Source organism: Kluyvera sichuanensis (assembly GCF_040930405.1).
GTDB lineage: Bacteria > Pseudomonadota > Gammaproteobacteria > Enterobacterales > Enterobacteriaceae > Kluyvera > Kluyvera sichuanensis.
Window position 1 is genome coordinate 2,289,384 of the sequence record NZ_CP162271.1, and the last position, 17,037, is coordinate 2,306,420.

The following is a 17,037-nucleotide window of genomic DNA, read 5'->3' on the forward strand; positions in this document are numbered from 1 at the left end:
GCATTGTGCCTTATCCATTCACTGAATGAAACGCTGATTTTTACCTTACTGGTGTAAGTATAGTCAACATCCGTTTACAAAATAGCCAAAAACCATGCATTTCATCTGGGTTCAATACCTTTGACCTCAGCTCAGTGAATCTGTTTCATCACCTGGCCAAAAGGTATCGCCGCGCTCCGCCCGCTGCACGAGTGCCTCGCATGGGGTAAATCGCGAACCATACTGTGTAGCCAATCGTTGCAACCGGGCAACTACCTCACCCGCGCCTAATGAATCCATATAGCGCAGCGGGCCACCGAGGAACGGTGGAAAACCAATGCCAAAGACCGCGCCGATATCGCCGTCACGGGCGCTACGGATCACGCCTTCATCACGACAACGCGCCGCTTCATTCAGCATCAGCATCACGCAGCGTTCAGCCACTTGCTCAGCCGAACACTGACTACGCCGAGCCGACATTCCCGGGAGGGAATAGACCGCGCTATCGACCTGTTTCTTGCTTTTACGCCCTTTCGCACCATAAAGATAGAAACCGCGACCATTTTTTCTACCTTTGCGATCGTCATTCAAAATTGCCTGAATCAACGTTGCAGGCGCGCTAAAACGCTCGCCGTAGGCGGCTTCAAGAATAGGCAGAATTTTGGTGCCGGTGTCGATACCCACTTCGTCGAGCAACTGAATAGGTCCAACCGGGAAACCAAATTTAACCAGTGCATTATCAATATGTTCGATACTTTCGCCGTCCACCAACATGCGCATGGCCTCGGCGATATAGGGCGCAAGAATGCGGTTAACGTAGAATCCCGCTTTATCTGCGACCACAATCGGCGTTTTGCCCTGTTTCTTGGCAAGCTTCACGGTGGTCGCAATTGTCTGCTCTGAGGTTCCAGCATGGGGAATTACCTCGACCAACGGCATTTTTTCAACCGGGCTGAAAAAATGCAGGCCGATAACCTGTTCAGGCCGTTGGGCCAAGGCTGCAATATCGCCAATCGGTAAAGATGAGGTATTCGAAGCAAAAATAGTGTGTGGTGCGCAATACTGTTCAATCTCACCCACCATCTTCTGCTTGAGCGCTAAATCTTCAAATACCGCCTCAATCACCAGATCGCGATGGGCAAAACCACGATAGTCGGTGCTGCCGGAGATCAGCGCCAGCTGTGCGTCACGCTCCGCTGCTTTCATATGGCGACGGCGCACTTTTTGTTCAAGCTGATCCCAACTGTACTTCAACGCATGGTTAATTCCGTTGGCGTTAATATCTTTAATGCGTACTGGCAATTTGCCTTTTACCGCTGTGACATAGGCTATGCCGCCACCCATTAATCCACCGCCCAGCACGCCTACCGAACGCAGCGGGCCAGGGGCAACAACGGCACCGGGATCTTTTTTGATATCGGTACTGGCAAAGAAAATGCTACGCAGCGCTTTAGACTGCGGCGTCATTGCCAGCTCACCAAACGCGCGCGCTTCCGCCTCGTAGCCGCTGTTCACGCCGTGCGCCAGGCCGGTTTCAATAACCTGCAGAATTTTATCGGTCGCCGGGTAGTTACCCTGGGTTTTTTGTGCCGTCTTTTTGGCGGCCATGCTAAACAGCAGATTGCGCCCCAGCGGCCCCGCCAGAATGCGCTCGCGTACCGGCAAACGACGATGTTCGTGGTGCGGTTTACGGGCGTACTCCGCTGCAGCCTCCAGCAGAATTGAGTGCGGCACCACTTCATCCACCAACCCGGCTTTCAGCGCCTGACGAGCACGAAGGTGCTTGCCAGTGAGAATCATATCCAGCGCCGTGCTGACGCCAATCAAACGCGGTAAACGCTGGGTGCCGCCGGATCCCGGCAGCAGACCAAGCTGTACTTCCGGCAATCCCAAAACGGTTCGCCCATCGTCTGAGCAAATACGCGCATGGCAGGCTAACGCCAGCTCCAGCCCGCCACCAAGACAAGCTCCGTGTATCGCCGCGACCACAGGGATCGACAGGCTGTGAATTTCAGCCATCACCTGCTGCCCCTGACGGGCGAGGGATTCCGCTTCCTGTGCGCTTTTGCAGCGGCCAATCATATTAATATCCGCTCCGGCGATAAAGTTATCTGCCTTCGCGGAGATCAGCACCACGCCCTGAAGCGCTTTGTTTTCTCTGATTTGCTTGAGGATCGCGCGCACCTGGCCGCCAAACTCGGCCTTCAGGGTGTTCATCTTTTCGTCAGGCACGTCAATCGTCACTACCGCCACGTTGTCTGGGCGCACGGTGAGCGTAAATGCGGATTTCATTTCCATTATTCAGCCTCCAGAACCATTGCCGCACCTAACCCGCCCGCCGCACACGCCGTCACCAGCCCGAACCCACCGCCACGGCGGCGCAGTTCGTTCAGGGTTTGGGTGATCATACGTGCGCCGGTCGCCGCAAACGGGTGACCGTAGGCAATTGAACCGCCCAGGACGTTGAATTTACTTTCATCAACCTCACCGGTAGCGTGGCTGCGCCCGAGCACTTCGCGGGCAAATTTTTCGCTCGCCAGGCACTGAATATTCGCCAGCGTCTGAGCGGCAAAGGCTTCATGCATATCGATAAGCGTGAGGTCGGCAAAGGTCAGCCCTGCGCGATCCAGAGCCAGCGGCGTGGACCACGCCGGCCCCAGCAGCATATCCTGCCAGACATCGATCGCCGTAAAAGCGTAGCTACGCAGATAACCCAACGGCACCAGACCCAACTCTTTGGCACGGGATTCGGTCATCAGGATAACCGCAGCCGCACCGTCGGTTAACGGCGTACTGTTGGCCGCCGTCACCGTACCGTGTTGACGGTCAAATGCTGGACGCAGCTTGGCGTAATCGGCAAGCGTAGAGTTTGCACGGATGTTGTTATCCTGCTCCAGCGGGTTGCGGTACGGCGGCGAGTAGGCCGTCATGACTTCATCAGTCAATTTTCCTGCCGCCCAGGCCTGCGCCGCCAGTTGATGCGAGCGGTTAGCCAGCGCATCCTGCTGCTCACGGGTGATGCCGTAGGTTTTCGCCATTTGCTCCGCGGTGTCGCCCATCCGCAGGCCGGTCGAGTATTCTGCCACCGCCGGAGGCACCGGCATCAGGTCACGCAGGCGCAGTCGAGAGAAGAGTTTGAGTTTCTGGCCCAGGGTACGGGCTTTGTTGGCATCCACCAGCGTACGCGCCAGCTTTTTGCTCACGCCGATAGGCAGCACCGAGGAAGAGTCGGCCCCGCCCGCAATACCGGCGCGGATGGTGCCTGCCATCAGGCTTTCCGCAACGTTTGCCACCGCCTGGAAGCTGGTGGCGCAGGCACGGCTGACGCTGTAGGCATCGGTATGCACGTTCATTCCGGTACCCAGCACAATTTCGCGGGCGATATTCGGCGCGGCGGGCATCTGCACCACCTGGCCAAAGACTAACTGTTCGATAACTTCAGGGGAGATTTCGCTACGGGCCAGCATTTCACCCACGACCATTTTACCGAGGTCGACGGCGGGAACGCCGTGAAAAGCGGTCGCCTGTCGGGCAAACGGGGTACGTAATCCACTGACTATAGCAATGCGATCGCCCTGACGGGTGATAAGCGGTAACGCCTGACTCATAACTCTCCCCTGTTAACGGAATAAAACCAAGTGGTCTGACCTGATAACAGTTTTAACTAATTTATTACACTTAGCCAATCGGGGAGAGAAAAAATTGGGAGCTAAAACACACTGAGAACAAAAGAAAACGCCCCTGTTACCAGCGTAACAGGGGCGTTATTTAACGTCGTTGTGCGGGAGGCGCGATTAACGCAGGCCCAGCTGGAAGATCAGCGTTTCAGCTTCGCAGGCGAAGACAAAATCGATATCCAGCTGCACGCCGCCTTCGACTTCTTTGAAGTCAGCGGTAATTTTGCAGGGTTCAGATTCTACGCTACGGGCTTTTTCTGACAGCGCGGCCAGCGTTGCTTCTGCGTCGGCACGGTTGGCGAATACACGGCTATAGGAAGCGGTGCAGTCGGAGTTGTCCATAATGGTACCCACGTCCATGCAGCAGCAAACCGGGGTTTCATCAGCACTACATTTGCTCATTGTAGATTTCCTCTGTTTTGTGCACTCAAGGTGCCAGATAAACGATGAGCATATTTTACGTCCACCCGCTTTTCGCCTCCAGTCGAGAATGTGATCTCTGACGTTAAGTGACCGAAATCACAATTAAAAATGATCTAAAACAAATTTAGTGTTTCTCCCCCTATGACAAGACCCGCAATTTTGCCAACCAGATCCCGTTTCAAACAACATCTCAGAAAAAATTAATAAACAATATTGCAACATACCAGCTGGTCAGACCTATACTCTCGTCACTGGTCTGATTTCTCTGTCGTAGTCCAGCCCCTACACTTCGCGCTTCTGTTACTACATGTAACATTGTTTGTATAAAAATAACTCAATGAGGTTATGGTCATGAGCCAGAAAACCCGTTATACGAAGTCTGCTCTTGCTGTCGCAGTGGCACTTGTTTCGACTCAAGCCTGGTCCGCAGGCTTCCAGCTTAATGAATTTTCATCCTCTGGTCTGGGCCGTGCCTATTCCGGCGAAGGTGCTATCGCAGATGATGCGGGTAATGCCAGCCGTAACCCGGCGCTGATAATGATGTTCGACCGTCCAACATTTTCTGCTGGTGCGGTGTTTATCGATCCGGATGTGAATATTTCGGGCAAGTCGCCACTACCTTTCGGTAACCGCACTGATGCCGATAACATTGCGCCAACCGCATGGGTACCTAACTTGCACTATGTTGCGCCAATTAACGATCAATTCGGTTGGGGAGCGTCCGTCACCTCTAACTATGGCCTCGCTACCGAATTCAATAATAACTATGCTGCAGGTATATTCGGCGGTAAAACCGATCTACAAACGCTGAACCTGAACCTCAGCGGCGCATATCGTCTGAACAACAACTGGAGTTTCGGTTTAGGCTTTGACGCAGTTTATGCTAAAGCGAAGATCGAGCGTTATGCAGGTGAGGTCGGTCAAGTTATTGGGCAGCAACCAAACTCCCAGATTGCCTACCTTAAGGGTGATGAGTGGGGTTATGGCTGGAATGCTGGCATCCTGTACGAACTGGATAAAGACAACCGTTGGGGCTTCACCTATCGTTCTGAAGTGAAGGTTGATTTTGACGGCGACTACCGTAGCTCAATCCCAAGCCAACTTAATGGTGCTCTCCCTCCTGGTATACCTTTTGGCACCAACGGCAATACTATCGGCGGTTCCTTATCGCTGCATTTGCCTGAGATGTGGGAACTCTCTGGTTATAACCGCGTAGCGCCACAGTGGGCTATCCACTATAGCATTGCGTATACCAGTTGGAGTCAGTTCCAGGAGCTGAAAGCAACCGGTTCAAGCGGGCAAACGCTGTTCTATAAAGAAGAAGGCTTCAAAGATGCTTACCGCATCGCGCTGGGTACCACCTACTATTACGATAAAAACTGGACCTTCCGTACCGGTATCGCATTTGACGATAGCCCAGTTCCAGCAGATAACCGTTCAATCTCTATCCCAGACCAGGATCGTTTCTGGATCAGTGCCGGTACGACCTATGCATTTAATGATGATGCTTCCGTCGACCTGGGTGTTTCCTATATGCATGGACAGGATGTCACCATCAACGAAGGCAACGCTCCACTTAACTACACCTTCAAATCCGAAGGTAAAGCCTGGCTGTTCGGTACCAACTTTAACTATCGCTTCTGATAGCCTGCCGACATAAAAAAAGGGTGAACATCATGTTCACCCTTTTTTATTGCCGCTAATTCACTATTCGGAATCGATATCTTTCAGGTCACCCTGAATTGCCTGCGCGTTCGGGTTCTCTTCCGGCTTCAGCTTACCGCCGCTGGCGATAAAGTCATGCTGCTGGAAGTAGGCTTCACGCACCATAATGTACGGATCGGAAGACTGGCGCAGCAGACCGTCGGAGTCGAGCAGCTGTGCACGCGTTTCTACCCCTTCAACCATCCACTTACCGATAGACATCGGCCAGGTCAGCCAGGAGAGCACTGGATAGGTGGTATCCGCGAAATCACCGCCGTCTTCACGCAGCGTGAAGCTGCCGTAGAACGGCAGTTGCAGATACGGACCATAGCCTACGCCGTAATGGCCCAGCGTGCTGCCAAAGCGGTGCGGCTGGACGCGCTGCAGTTTCGGGTTAGCCATACCCGCCACGTCGATAAAGCCGCCCATCCCCAGAATGGTGTTGAGGAAGAAGCGGGTAAAGTGCACCATCCCCTGGTACGGGTCGCCCTGTAAGAAGTAGTTCACCATCGTCGCTGGCTCTTCCAGGTTGCTGGTGAAGTTACTGAGGCCATTACGCGCAGGTTGCGGAACATAGTCACGCCAGGCGACGGCGACTGGACGAACGACATACGGGTCCAGCACGTTGAAGTTGAAGCTGTACATCGTGCGGTTAAAACCTTCGAAGGGGTCTGAACGCCCCTGCTGTTCTGTACCGGAACTCGCACAGCCCACCAGCAGTGTCGTCCCGAGCGCAAGCGCCGACAGGCGAAGCTTCATAAATGTCTCCCTGTTGATTATGGCTATCGCTGATTGCCATCCATGCGGCACGTTTACGTATCCGCCTGTTTAGATGTGAGCGATTGTAACAGCCCATCGGACGATGTCTATATAGCCAAGTTTTGTTGATTTTATCATAGCCTGGTAAAGCCGGGGCTGCGGCACGCCATGCCTGCCTGGCGCAATTAAATCTTTGCAATAACGTCAGTATTTCAGAATAGCGCCAAACCTGCATTGTCTGTAACCCGCTACGCTTAGGCTATATGTGCTTATTTCAGGGCCACCGCGATGGATGAACTCAAAAGAGAGACCATAGACCGCCACCATGACGAAATAGCCGTTGAAAGCGAAGAAAAACAGCAAGGGAAAAGCATTGAAGTGAATGAAGACCGGCTCCCCTCTCGCGCCATGGCGATTCATGAGCATATTCGCCAGGAGGGCGAAAAGGAGATGGAGCGTGATGCAATGGCGAGTGTTTGAGCAGTCGAGCGGCCGAGCACTTACTCAGGCGCACAAAAAACGCTATACTCGGCCCGCTCTGTCCCCTTAGTTAAATGGTCAAAGAGATTAAAAAACATAACTACATGTATAACAAAGAAATAATTTAGAAATAAAAAACAAAAATGTACACATATATGTACTCATAAAAAGCCACTTTTCATACATCATCAACTGGTTACATCACCGGGCAATCGTCAAACTCTCCAGTTCTTGCATCGTTGATGATGTACGTAATCACCCCGAAAACAGGGAGTGACCCCGTATATCCGCCTTCATCTTCCGGTAGCTCTTCTCTTCGGCCATTTTCCAGATTGATCAGATGTGGGGTCGGGTACATGCGATAACGCTTTATCCTGAACTCTCCCTCGATAGCACACACAAGAAGTGAGCCATCGAACGGAGAGAGCGAAGAGTCGACCACCAGCAAGGCCCCCTGCAAAACTCCTTCACGAAAATGAGAGCACGCGGCGCGCATAAAGTAAGTCGCAGCTGGCTTACTGATAAGTAGCTGATCAAGGGAAATTCTTGTTTCAGCGAAATCAGCAGCTGGAGATGGAAATCCCATGTTAACGCCCTCTTTGAACCGGATAAAAACACAGTATAAATACTGTATATACATCCAGTAAAGAGGGAATTAACCACGCTTATGGAACTCGTTTACAGCAAAGGGAATTTTGATGTTTTGGCAGGTGCGAAGGACTTCGAGATCGAAGTACCCTTCTAGTACACGCCTGAAAATGAATTATCAGTATGTTTTTAAATGAAAAACAACCTTTTCGCGTGGCGAAAATCACATAAAAAAGCGGTGTGTTAACTAACTGATATCAATGAACTAAAAAATAGTTTGCAGAAGAGGTTATAAGCTATCATCCTCTTTTACTCCCCCGGTTTTTAGTGCCTTTATCTCATTCCTCAGCGCATCAATCTCTTTTCTCAAGTCCTTAACATACCCCAGCAAATCCATAATGATAGGGTTATTATCCACGCTCGGGCGGTCGCGGTACTTAGCCCCCACCTTCTCGCCGTTCTCATCCAGGATATCTTCATATTGTTCCTGATTGTGTTTGATGTACTGCGGCGCGGTTAACTCCACTTCTTCTGCAATAACCCCAAAGCGCACCCGGTTCTGTTCGTCGTCGTTATAGACAAAATTAACCATGCGCAAACTGTCGATTCGCGCGATGGCTTCGGAGTAATTAGCATCCGTCACATCGTGCTTATAGTCGATACCGGATGTTCCCTGGAGAGCTATTACACCGGCGGTGTTGGGGAATGCAATCGCAATTTGTCCCATTGTACCGCCGGTTTTTGACCGACGAACTAACGATACCCCGGAGGTGGGTTCGGTTTTACTGTATAGCGTCTCAAAAAATGTAAAACCGCCAACAACGGTGTCAGGGATTACCGCACCGTCTGTATACAACGGATAAAACCTAACATTAGGGTATGAACTCCCCGAAGCGGACAAGTTACCGGCAGTGACAATACTCGTTGTAGTGATAGGTTTTGTGGTCGATATCTCACCCGTTGCGTTACTGATGTTTAAATACGTACCTAAACTGGTTCCCGCACTGTTAAACGCGATAAACTGAAAATCAGCATTCGCCCCTTCACGTCCAACCCGCCATCGCGCTGTCACGGACGAGTCTCTGAAAACTATCCACGCCGGATTTGATCCAGTTGGCTGCAATCTTATCAGGTCGTTCTGATCTGATTTCGCCTCTATCGTGCCGTCAGTTCGACCAGTACCACCAGCGGACAATGGGACCACACTCCCGGAGTTGTAATACTCAACCCACGGAGTCCAGTTAACGCCGTTAAAGATACGCGAAAACATGCGGCTAGAGCTATAAACCCGATACTCTTGGACGCATCCAGTGTTATTCGATGCGCTCGTCCAGTAGACCTTTAAACTACCCGCAGAACTTACCGGATAGTTATTTTCCGGTTTCGCGTTGACGTTCTGTGAGTTGAAATATTCGCCCGCCTTCAAGCCGTTGAAGTCGTTTAGATTGTCCGTCGCGGTTAGTGTTGTGGGGGACCGATAAACAACTTGCAGGTTAGTACGCGCTGCGGCCTTGTCGGCTACGTCGCTAAGGTTATTCGCCTTCTTAAGTTGGTTATCCGGGTTAGCGGATTGCGCCCGGTCTGCTTCGGTCTTCGCGCGGTCAGCTTGCGTCGTTGCAGTGGTGGCACTGGCGGCGGCCGCAGTGGCGGACCCGGCTGCCGCCGTTTGAGAACCGGCGGCGGCGTTCTTCGCGGCGATGGCATCGGTCTTGGCCTGCACGATGACCGGCTTATCTGCTGCGACCTGGGCTGCGTCGGTGTGGATCTGGGCCGCCAGCGGTTTAATCGCGTCGATATCCATATCGGTCATGATCTCGCTTAGCTTCTTCCAGGACAGCCCCGTTAACGTCGTACCATCCGGCAGCACCACAGTAGCGGTATCATCGGCAGACAGCACGGCCTGCCAGTTGATGGCGTTCTCGTTACCCAGGCGCAGCGCTTCGTTTACCTGCCTGTTCAGTTCGGCGGTGACGCGGAGCATCGCTTTACGCGGCACTGCCTGCCATGCCACGCTCGCTGTTGTCGGGCCGGTAAATGGAGCAGACAGCACCAGCGCTGTCGCGTTCGTCACAGAGTCAACGGCAAGTGAATGCGTCGTACCTCCGACAGTGACGACAACAAAATCGGCGGTGGTGAGGTCAGTGGTGAAACTGGTGCCGGTGCCAGTCACGGCAGTACTGCCATTAGTGAGCTTTAAAGTGCCTGCTGACATAAAAGCCTCTTGTCAATTTTTGGATATGCGGAATCCTGCGCGGAACACGCAAAAATTAATGATATGAAGTAAGGGGATATAACAGTTAAATGTTAATCGTAATCACCAACACGTAACGCGATGGCGTTAGTGTGTCCGTTTATATAGGATACCCCGGATACTCCACCTGTCGGCGCGCCGCCGTCACCGTAACCATAAATCCTGGTATTATTGCCACTGGCAACTGCAATAGCTCGTACATTTGACTGGAACGGTCTTGGGTATGGGTCGTTTATAACCCCAACCACCATCCCAAGAAATTCAGGCACAACCCCCCATTTACCAGTAAGCGTAACATTGGTATTGATCCCGTTATCTCCGGCAGACCCGGTGCCGCCGATTTTTAATACATCCGTTAAAGTCTTTGTCTCATGTGTTAATATTAAATTGCTATTAGCATCCCATATGGCGATACCGTATTTAGATGCGGGCATTGGTTGCGGGAATATTGAAAAGAAGTACGCCTCAACCACGGCACGTTGCGAAGCGTTCCATATTGTGACGGTACAGACCCCATTATTGGTCTCATACCATAAGGCCCCCGTCCCATTAACCCGTACAAATGGGATTATCGGATTATTAACATCGTAGGCTTGCGTTATCGTAGTGTATGCCTGCGGGTTAGATACCGTGACACTTTTTTTAGAAAGTAATGCTAAAGGTGTACTTTCCGGAGAGACCCATACTTCCCCCGATGTGGTTTTAAGAAGCACGCCGTAGGACATTTATGCCTCCAGTGTAATGATTAAGAAAGCCCGTCCAGCGGGAAACGTATTAGCCAGGTACTCGGCATTTCCAGCTGACGAAACCGTTATCGTGTTCCCTGCTATCACGACTTTTCTCCGTCCTGAATTTAGCCCCCCTGCGTCACCGTTGCCGTTTTGCACATGATAATAATTGAGTTTTAACCCGGCTGGCACGGTAAATGACCATGACCCAGATTTCTGACCATTAGTTAGTAATATCGATGATAATACCGAAACGGGCTTTATTCCGTAGTTATTGGGGGTGCCATCTACACCCCACGTTTGCACCCCATAATCCGCCATCACCACACCCCCGTTATTAATCCTAACTGCACCCTGACGGTATTATTTTCATCCCGGACGGTTATATTGTTTTGCGTAGTTTTCATGCCCCCCTGCCCAGAAGTAGACCCTAAGTTAATAAATGTTCCATCTTTACCCAAGTGCCACCCCTGAGTGATGCCGTCATACGCCGTTGATTGAATGAAATCTCCGATTTTAGCACTGGTGATCGTGCCGTCCTGGATAAACGCATCATTGATAAACGTCTGTCCGCCTTTCACGGCGAAAGGAGAAAACAGCGTGTTACCGCTGCCGGAGAGTAGCGCAAATTCCTCCGCGTTGAACGCAACGCGTGCCGTCGGAGGTTTGCCAGGCTGAGCAATTGCCGCAATCGACATACCCGCGAGGACTTCCTGCCCGTTGTACTTCACGCCGACTTTCAGCGTATAGATCGAGCTGGACCCATCCGAGTCAACCATTGCGGTTAACTTCTCGGATATTGCTGCCGTGTTATTGCCGATTTGCGCTCGCAGGTCGGTGCCCAGGTCGGCTACCGACTGGTCGACTTTAGCTACGGCGGTTGATACGATCTGAATATCCGCCGTGTTTTTTGCAATGGCTGTTTTGTTCGTCTCAATTTCTGCGTGCAGACCCTGGCCCATCTGCGCCATCGCCTTATCTACTTCCGTTACGGAGGTTGATACCTGGGTGATCTTCGCGGTGTTCTCGTCGATCTGCGTGGTCAGCTCTGTACGCATCTGCGCCATCGCATGGTCTACTTCGGCAACGGTAGTCGCGACCTGCATAATCTCAGCGCGCACTGTACCCAGTGCAGCGTACTGCGCGTTCAGGATATTCCCGCCCGCCAGCGCATTCTGCCAGCTTGCGTCTAATGCCTGCTCAATGCTTTCCGTCAGGCGTTGCCCGTCCTCAGACGTGAGAAGGTCATCTGCAATGCCGGCCAGGTAGTCGTCGGCGTTATTGTTAGCCATGCCCCGGATCCAGCCTGTCCACCCGGACTCATTCCCGCTTTTATCTACCAGTTGCGCGCGGAACCAGAACTCCTGGCCAGCTTTAAGACCAAGCTGGCTATATTCAGATGAAGGATATGGAACATCACTGAGCAAAAGCGGGTCCGACTGGTCCCCGTTCGGGGTGTACTGGATTTCCGTTTTCAGGGTGTCCGATGTGTTCGCCGGGAATCCCCAGTTCAAACGGATACCCCAGTTTATCGGCGTGGCCGCAAACCCAACCGGCTTCGGCGGATTTCCCACTTTCCCGGTCAGCGTTGCCTCTGCCGAGTATCCCCACCCGGACGATATTTCCGCCGCGTTGATGGCGCGAACGCGGACCAGGTACCGGCCAGCATAGATGGATTCAACCTCGAAACTGGTCGTCGAGCTGCGCGGCACGTTTACCCAGTTGCCGTCGTCGCGGCGCCATTGCGCCTCATAGGCGATAGCGTTATCAACGACGGACCAGGTCGCGCGCAACGTTTCCACGCTGATACCCTGCTGCACAACGGAATAACTCTCAATGCCAATGTCATCAGGCGCTGACTGGTTGCCCGGCGGAATGACACTGACAGGGCGCTGATCAATGATGGCACCATTATCGATACGGGAATATTTATCCGGATCGTGCCATGCGCCGGTAATCGAGAAAGTGCCATCATCGTTATCGGAAACGCTGACAACTCGATACTGCTGCGCGTAAAGCTCGTCAGATTCAACCACCCAAACAGCTTCGGCCTGTGGCATCTCACTGTATGCCGTGGTGACGGTTACTGATTCACCGTTCACGGCCTGAATGGTCCTGCTCTGCGATGCTCCGGAAGGTAGGTTGAGAATAAGGCGACCACCTGCTGCCGCATCTGCCACGCGGTCAAGTTTTATAACGCGACCGTTAACGGCGCTGATGCGTCCGCCCATCACCTTTCCGGATAGCAGCTCGTCAGCCACGGCGATGATGTACCCCGGCTGCGGAATGTTTCCGTCCAGCCCGACATCAAACGAAACAACACGATCCTTGTTGTTGGTGAGAATACCCCAGCGCCCCTTTCGGTTAGCCTCTGACTGCCTGGTGCAACCGATGGCTGTCATTTCCAGCTGATTGAATCCGTAACGCGCCACCAGCGCCTGCTCAAATACCGGTTCCATCGCGTCTGCATAGGCGTTACCGGGATCGGACCATGACACCAGCGCGGTGGTGTAGCGACTTTTCGTGGTGCTGCTCGAATAGGTAAAGCGACCGCCAACAACGTTGGCGCGGGTATAGCTGTAATCCACATCGCGCGGCATATCAGCCAGTGCCACGATCTGATCACCGCCCCAGTAGGTCATGCCACGGAAAATAGCAGCAAAATCCCGCAGGACAGTGTAAGCGTCATTCCGGTCCTGAATGTACACGTTGCAGGTATAGCGTGGTTCGGTACCGTTGCCCCCTTTACCGTCTGGCACCATCTGATCGCAATACTGAGCAACCTGATAAAGTGTCCATTTATCAATGTTTGCAGCAGTCAAACGGTGCCCAAGACCGAACCGGTCAGAAACAACCAAGTCGTAAAAAATCCACGCTGGGTTATCTGTCCACGCCCACTTAAATGCGCCGGTCCATGTCCCGCTATAGATACGGTTTTCAGGGTCGTAGGTATCAGGAACGCGAATTACACGCCCGCGCGGTTCGCAGGAAATCTGCGGAATAGAACCATTAAACTGGCTGGAGTCAAATTCGATGTAGAGTAGCGCTGTGTTGGGATAGCGTAACTTGGCGTCAATCACCTCAGTAAAACTCTGCAACGTCATCGTATCGCCAATCTTCGCGCTGTTGGCGTCAGAAGTAATCTTACGCAGCCTGATTGTCCAGGTGCTGCCCTCCTGCGGCAAATCAATACGATGACTCCGTTCATAGCCCGTGGTGGTTTTCCCTGATACACGAGTACTTAGAACTGTTTTCCATGTGCCGCCGTCCGTCTGCAGGTCGATGGCGTAATTTATCGTGTATCCCACCAGGTCGCCGTTGTCCTCCTGTTTGAAAAGCGAGGGCCATTTCAGACGCAGACGAACTGCTGAAAGTTGCGTATTGGTAAACGTGCGCGTCCAGGCTGTAGCGCTTGAAACCTCAGTTCCCACGCTGATCTCGTTTTCTGTACCGGGAATACCCTGAATATATTTTTGCGCCTGTGTTCCCGCGCGAAACTCCCACGTCACGCCGCTGAAGTTTTGGGAGCCGTCGGCATTCTCCAGGGCCGTTCCGTCCAGGTAGATATCTTTGCCGGTTAGCTGCCCTGCAAACTCCCCTTCCCCAAGCGCAACGAGGATTTTTGCCTTCGCTACAGATTGCAGATCATCAGGCTGTTCGGTTGGGGTTCGGGAACTTGAGCTGCCGCCCTTGCGGCCCTTTAACACTTTTTCTGTAGCCATATTGCGCCCATAAAAAAGCCACCCGAAGGTGGCTACTGTTTGAATATCAGGATGTTGCTTCATTACATACCTAGGTATGTTGGTGTTTTGCTGTAGTTACTTCTCTCAAATATGAGCATTCATCTGGAACAAATAGGTTAAGGAAAATGTAATGATTGTCGTGTCATCCTTTGAAATAACTGAATCAGGAAGACGTTCCCAGCCATGGGGTGCAACCGAAGGGCATGAGTATAAAGCAGGAAAATACTATAATTTTAGAGAGCAACCCGAACTTATCACTACACATTTAGAAGACTTTGTGGATCACGCAGACCAAATGTCTGTACAAAATTTCTACGAGTTTATTAGATGGATAAATGGTCCAGAAAGTGCGCTGGAAAGCACTGATTGTATGCTATCCGGGGAACCTAAGGATGTTCCATCAGCAGCCCTGTTCAGGTGTACACATGGAATCACAGGCCGTTTCGAGTTTTTCATTCGCCAGATAGAAATGAATGCAAACAAAGAAGCAATCAGATGGGTTTACGATAAATTATCGATATACCTTCAGATAGAAAGGCCCGATTTTAGAAAAGGATCCTTCCGCATCAGCCCCCTCATAACGGACTACATCACTCCCGACGGGAACAAGCTGACTGGGCACAGATTCTGCATTTATTTCCAAGCTTACGGGAATGGCATTCATGATACCTGGCTCTCGCTCGAAACAATGTTTGATAGTCTCGCGAAAACCACAAAACGGCTGAACACTGAAATCATCAGCGGCCAAGCTGTACCGCTGTAAAAAAAGATTCTTATCCATAATATCCCTCCGGCCTCAATAGTGAGGCCTATTGCTGATCTTCGACATAAATACCGGCAGAAATGATTGCGCCACCGATTCGACGGCGACCGTAGAGAAGCGGTACCGGGTAGCCTTGCGCCGCGGTATTTGTCACCCCGCCGAACGCATACGATGCACGGTTATCTGCGCTTTGTTTGCTGGCTATGCCTGATGGCTGCGGTGATAGAAGCTGAATAACCCCACCGAGTACCAACGAAGCGCCAGTGGCTGCAGCAAACCCAGTCAACCCACCAGCAGAGAATGCAGCGCCAATACCGCCGGGGCCAGTCAATACAGCAGCTGTAATAAGCACGGCCCCCAATATCGTCTGTAAAAGGCCAGCTTTTTTACTTCCTATCACAACAGGTACAATCCGGATCACTTCGCCGGTGACGGGAAATCCGAAATCATCAACGCCAATATTCTTTTTATCTCTATAAACAGCATATGTCAGCCCTCGGGCTTTGCTAGTGTTTAAGAATTTCTCGAAACCATTGATTGTTTTTGCAAGTGCATTAATGGCTTCAGCAGTGGTGCGAACCAGGCGGTGATGAACCTTCCCATATGTTTTACCCAGTATTCCGCTAAGTTCAATACGTGTCATTACCTCATGCATAGCACCTCCAAATAAAAAAACCGCCTAAGCGGTTTGATATTATTAATGTTCAGGGCCTCATGTATTGAGAGTTGAGTTTGGGTATACCTTTTTCAGCCCTGTTTTTATTAACATCCTTGAAAAACATTTTTTTGACGGGGATATCATAGCCGGCACTTGCACAGAGAGTGGAAATAACGGACTGGTCTACGGGCTCCCCGGTTTGTGAGTTAACATCGAAGGATGCCGCGATAAGCTTTCCATCTGCATTTTTACCTAAGAATGTCGCAAATAGTTGTTTTCCTGAATACGCTCCATATGAATTTTTACCGTTAACATATCCACAATAGGTGAAAGTATTGTCAGGATATGGGAAATCCATATGGTAAAACTTTGCAGCTTCAGGGTCTTTCATCTCTTCCCTGATAACATCTTCTACTGCAGCTCTCTCATCTGCAGTAATTGGTCTAGCTTCAACGTGCATTCCAACAAATGCCAACATCAAAAGTGCTAAGCGTTTCATTTTTCCCCCTTTACGTTTGAAGGTTAAATGATAACAGGCCAATCCCCTTTCAGAAATATGCCGACATAACGGATTCATAATAGCGTTTTAAAACGTAGAATCTTCATTGTCCTTTCTTGCCAGTAACCACCATACGGCACGCGCTGACTTAGGTGACCGTACAGGTGGTGCAGCAGCATATTCCCCTCTAACAAAATTCCCGCATGATTCCACTTATTGGCCTGCACTTGCATTATAACCATGTCGCCGGCACGCGGCGGCCCGGAAAATTCACGGAACCCACATTCATACCAGCAATCACGGTAAAAATTCCCCGGGTACTGGTCCTCCCACCAGGGATAATCCACCCGGTAATCGTGGACCTCGATACCATGCGTTTGCCGGAAATAGCTCATTACCAGCCCCCAGCAGTCGAAGTGTCCAAGCACAAACGGACGCTCCAGCAGCGGCAGTTCTCCGCGCGGCTGGATGGTGCGTAAATCCCCCTCCGGCCAGCTCACAATATGCCAGGGTAAAAGCGTTGCGTCGCATTGCGCTTTATCCAGTTCGCTCGGTTGCGTTGTGGCGTCAGGGTGACTGTGAACGATGGCGATCACCGTTCCCCAGTCCTCAGCAGCTGCGTAGTCTTCGGGGCAAAGGACAAAATTGTCATCTGGCGCCGCGGCAAGATTCCGGCACGGGAAATAACGTTCAACACGGCTTTTTTGCGCCACCACGCCGCAGCATTCACGCGGATATTCCTCTTCTGCGTGCGCCATGATGGCATCAATGATTTTCTGACGCAT

General features: G+C 51.6%; 13 protein-coding genes and 1 pseudogene. 3 read left to right on the top strand and 11 right to left on the bottom strand.

Annotated elements, in window-relative coordinates; genetic code table 11:
- Positions 1-126: 126 nt before the first annotated feature.
- The 3 genes from fadJ to AB2B48_RS11140 form a co-directional block, all read right to left on the bottom strand.
- Entirely contained in the window at positions 127-2,277 is a 2,151-nt protein-coding gene (gene fadJ / locus AB2B48_RS11130; RefSeq protein WP_368301769.1) for a fatty acid oxidation complex subunit alpha FadJ, read from the bottom strand.
- On the bottom strand, positions 2,277-3,587 hold the full coding sequence (gene fadI / locus AB2B48_RS11135; protein WP_333009564.1) for an acetyl-CoA C-acyltransferase FadI: 1,311 nt from the start codon (positions 3,585-3,587) through the stop codon (positions 2,277-2,279). Before fadI ends, fadJ begins: the two co-directional genes overlap by 1 nt.
- Positions 3,588-3,773: 186 nt before the next feature.
- Positions 3,774-4,058: a YfcZ/YiiS family protein gene (locus AB2B48_RS11140; RefSeq protein ID WP_185669527.1), complete on the bottom strand. Its 285-nt coding sequence runs from the start codon at positions 4,056-4,058 to the stop codon at positions 3,774-3,776.
- A 372-nt stretch (positions 4,059-4,430) separates the two neighbouring features.
- Between AB2B48_RS11140 and fadL the strand changes: the two genes are divergently transcribed.
- Complete coding sequence (fadL, locus tag AB2B48_RS11145; protein WP_185669526.1) at positions 4,431-5,723, top strand: long-chain fatty acid transporter FadL; 1,293 nt, start codon at positions 4,431-4,433, stop codon at positions 5,721-5,723.
- 63 nt (positions 5,724-5,786) lie between these two features.
- Here fadL and mlaA read toward each other — a convergent pair whose 3' ends face one another.
- Positions 5,787-6,542, bottom strand: coding sequence for a phospholipid-binding lipoprotein MlaA (gene mlaA / locus AB2B48_RS11150; RefSeq protein WP_185669525.1), 756 nt, complete (start codon positions 6,540-6,542; stop codon positions 5,787-5,789).
- Between the two features lie 288 nt (positions 6,543-6,830).
- Here mlaA and AB2B48_RS11155 point away from each other — a divergent pair.
- Positions 6,831-7,013, top strand: a pseudogene (locus AB2B48_RS11155) (hypothetical protein); the annotation flags it as partial.
- Positions 7,014-7,218: 205 nt separating this feature from the next.
- On the opposite strand, the gene AB2B48_RS11160 reads toward AB2B48_RS11155, so the two are convergent.
- The 4 genes from AB2B48_RS11160 to AB2B48_RS11175 form a co-directional block, all read right to left on the bottom strand.
- Positions 7,219-7,608 carry a S24 family peptidase gene (locus tag AB2B48_RS11160; RefSeq protein ID WP_368301770.1) on the bottom strand — a complete coding sequence of 130 codons (390 nt, stop codon included), beginning with the start codon at positions 7,606-7,608 and terminating at the stop codon, positions 7,219-7,221.
- Positions 7,609-7,899: 291 nt separating this feature from the next.
- Positions 7,900-9,822 carry a pyocin knob domain-containing S74 family peptidase gene (locus AB2B48_RS11165; RefSeq protein WP_368301771.1) on the bottom strand — a complete coding sequence of 641 codons (1,923 nt, stop codon included), beginning with the start codon at positions 9,820-9,822 and terminating at the stop codon, positions 7,900-7,902.
- A 92-nt stretch (positions 9,823-9,914) separates the two neighbouring features.
- On the bottom strand, positions 9,915-10,586 hold the full coding sequence (locus AB2B48_RS11170) for a hypothetical protein (protein WP_368301772.1): 672 nt from the start codon (positions 10,584-10,586) through the stop codon (positions 9,915-9,917).
- A gap of 323 nt (positions 10,587-10,909) precedes the next feature.
- Positions 10,910-14,311: a host specificity protein J gene (locus AB2B48_RS11175; protein ID WP_368301951.1), complete on the bottom strand. Its 3,402-nt coding sequence runs from the start codon at positions 14,309-14,311 to the stop codon at positions 10,910-10,912.
- A 151-nt stretch (positions 14,312-14,462) separates the two neighbouring features.
- Between AB2B48_RS11175 and AB2B48_RS11180 the strand changes: the two genes are divergently transcribed.
- Positions 14,463-15,095: a hypothetical protein gene (locus tag AB2B48_RS11180; RefSeq protein ID WP_325951242.1), complete on the top strand. Its 633-nt coding sequence runs from the start codon at positions 14,463-14,465 to the stop codon at positions 15,093-15,095.
- Positions 15,096-15,141: 46 nt separating this feature from the next.
- Here the strand turns inward: AB2B48_RS11180 and AB2B48_RS11185 are convergent, their stop codons facing one another.
- The 3 genes from AB2B48_RS11185 to AB2B48_RS11195 form a co-directional block, all read right to left on the bottom strand.
- Complete coding sequence (locus AB2B48_RS11185; protein WP_368301773.1) at positions 15,142-15,750, bottom strand: tail assembly protein; 609 nt, start codon at positions 15,748-15,750, stop codon at positions 15,142-15,144.
- A gap of 49 nt (positions 15,751-15,799) precedes the next feature.
- A complete protein-coding gene (locus tag AB2B48_RS11190; RefSeq protein WP_263070954.1) occupies positions 15,800-16,252 on the bottom strand; it encodes a hypothetical protein in 453 nt (150 codons plus the stop codon).
- A 74-nt stretch (positions 16,253-16,326) separates the two neighbouring features.
- The gene (locus tag AB2B48_RS11195) at positions 16,327-17,037 is read right to left on the bottom strand and encodes a C40 family peptidase (RefSeq protein ID WP_368301774.1); all 711 of its coding nucleotides are present in this window, start codon (positions 17,035-17,037) and stop codon (positions 16,327-16,329) included.

What these genes read in the sequence shown, in the direction of transcription:
- fadJ (WP_368301769.1), bottom strand. Translation starts at nt 2,277, where the DNA reads ATGGAAATGAAATCCGCATTTACGCTCACCGTGCGCCCAGACAACGTG.
- fadI (WP_333009564.1), bottom strand. Translation starts at nt 3,587, where the DNA reads ATGAGTCAGGCGTTACCGCTTATCACCCGTCAGGGCGATCGCATTGCT.
- AB2B48_RS11140 (WP_185669527.1), bottom strand. Translation starts at nt 4,058, where the DNA reads ATGAGCAAATGTAGTGCTGATGAAACCCCGGTTTGCTGCTGCATGGAC.
- fadL (WP_185669526.1), top strand. Translation starts at nt 4,431, where the DNA reads ATGAGCCAGAAAACCCGTTATACGAAGTCTGCTCTTGCTGTCGCAGTG.
- mlaA (WP_185669525.1), bottom strand. Translation starts at nt 6,542, where the DNA reads ATGAAGCTTCGCCTGTCGGCGCTTGCGCTCGGGACGACACTGCTGGTG.
- AB2B48_RS11160 (WP_368301770.1), bottom strand. Translation starts at nt 7,608, where the DNA reads ATGGGATTTCCATCTCCAGCTGCTGATTTCGCTGAAACAAGAATTTCC.
- AB2B48_RS11165 (WP_368301771.1), bottom strand. Translation starts at nt 9,822, where the DNA reads ATGTCAGCAGGCACTTTAAAGCTCACTAATGGCAGTACTGCCGTGACT.
- AB2B48_RS11170 (WP_368301772.1), bottom strand. Translation starts at nt 10,586, where the DNA reads ATGTCCTACGGCGTGCTTCTTAAAACCACATCGGGGGAAGTATGGGTC.
- AB2B48_RS11175 (WP_368301951.1), bottom strand. Translation starts at nt 14,311, where the DNA reads ATGGCTACAGAAAAAGTGTTAAAGGGCCGCAAGGGCGGCAGCTCAAGT.
- AB2B48_RS11180 (WP_325951242.1), top strand. Translation starts at nt 14,463, where the DNA reads ATGATTGTCGTGTCATCCTTTGAAATAACTGAATCAGGAAGACGTTCC.
- AB2B48_RS11185 (WP_368301773.1), bottom strand. Translation starts at nt 15,750, where the DNA reads ATGCATGAGGTAATGACACGTATTGAACTTAGCGGAATACTGGGTAAA.
- AB2B48_RS11190 (WP_263070954.1), bottom strand. Translation starts at nt 16,252, where the DNA reads ATGAAACGCTTAGCACTTTTGATGTTGGCATTTGTTGGAATGCACGTT.
- AB2B48_RS11195 (WP_368301774.1), bottom strand. Translation starts at nt 17,037, where the DNA reads ATGCGTCAGAAAATCATTGATGCCATCATGGCGCACGCAGAAGAGGAA.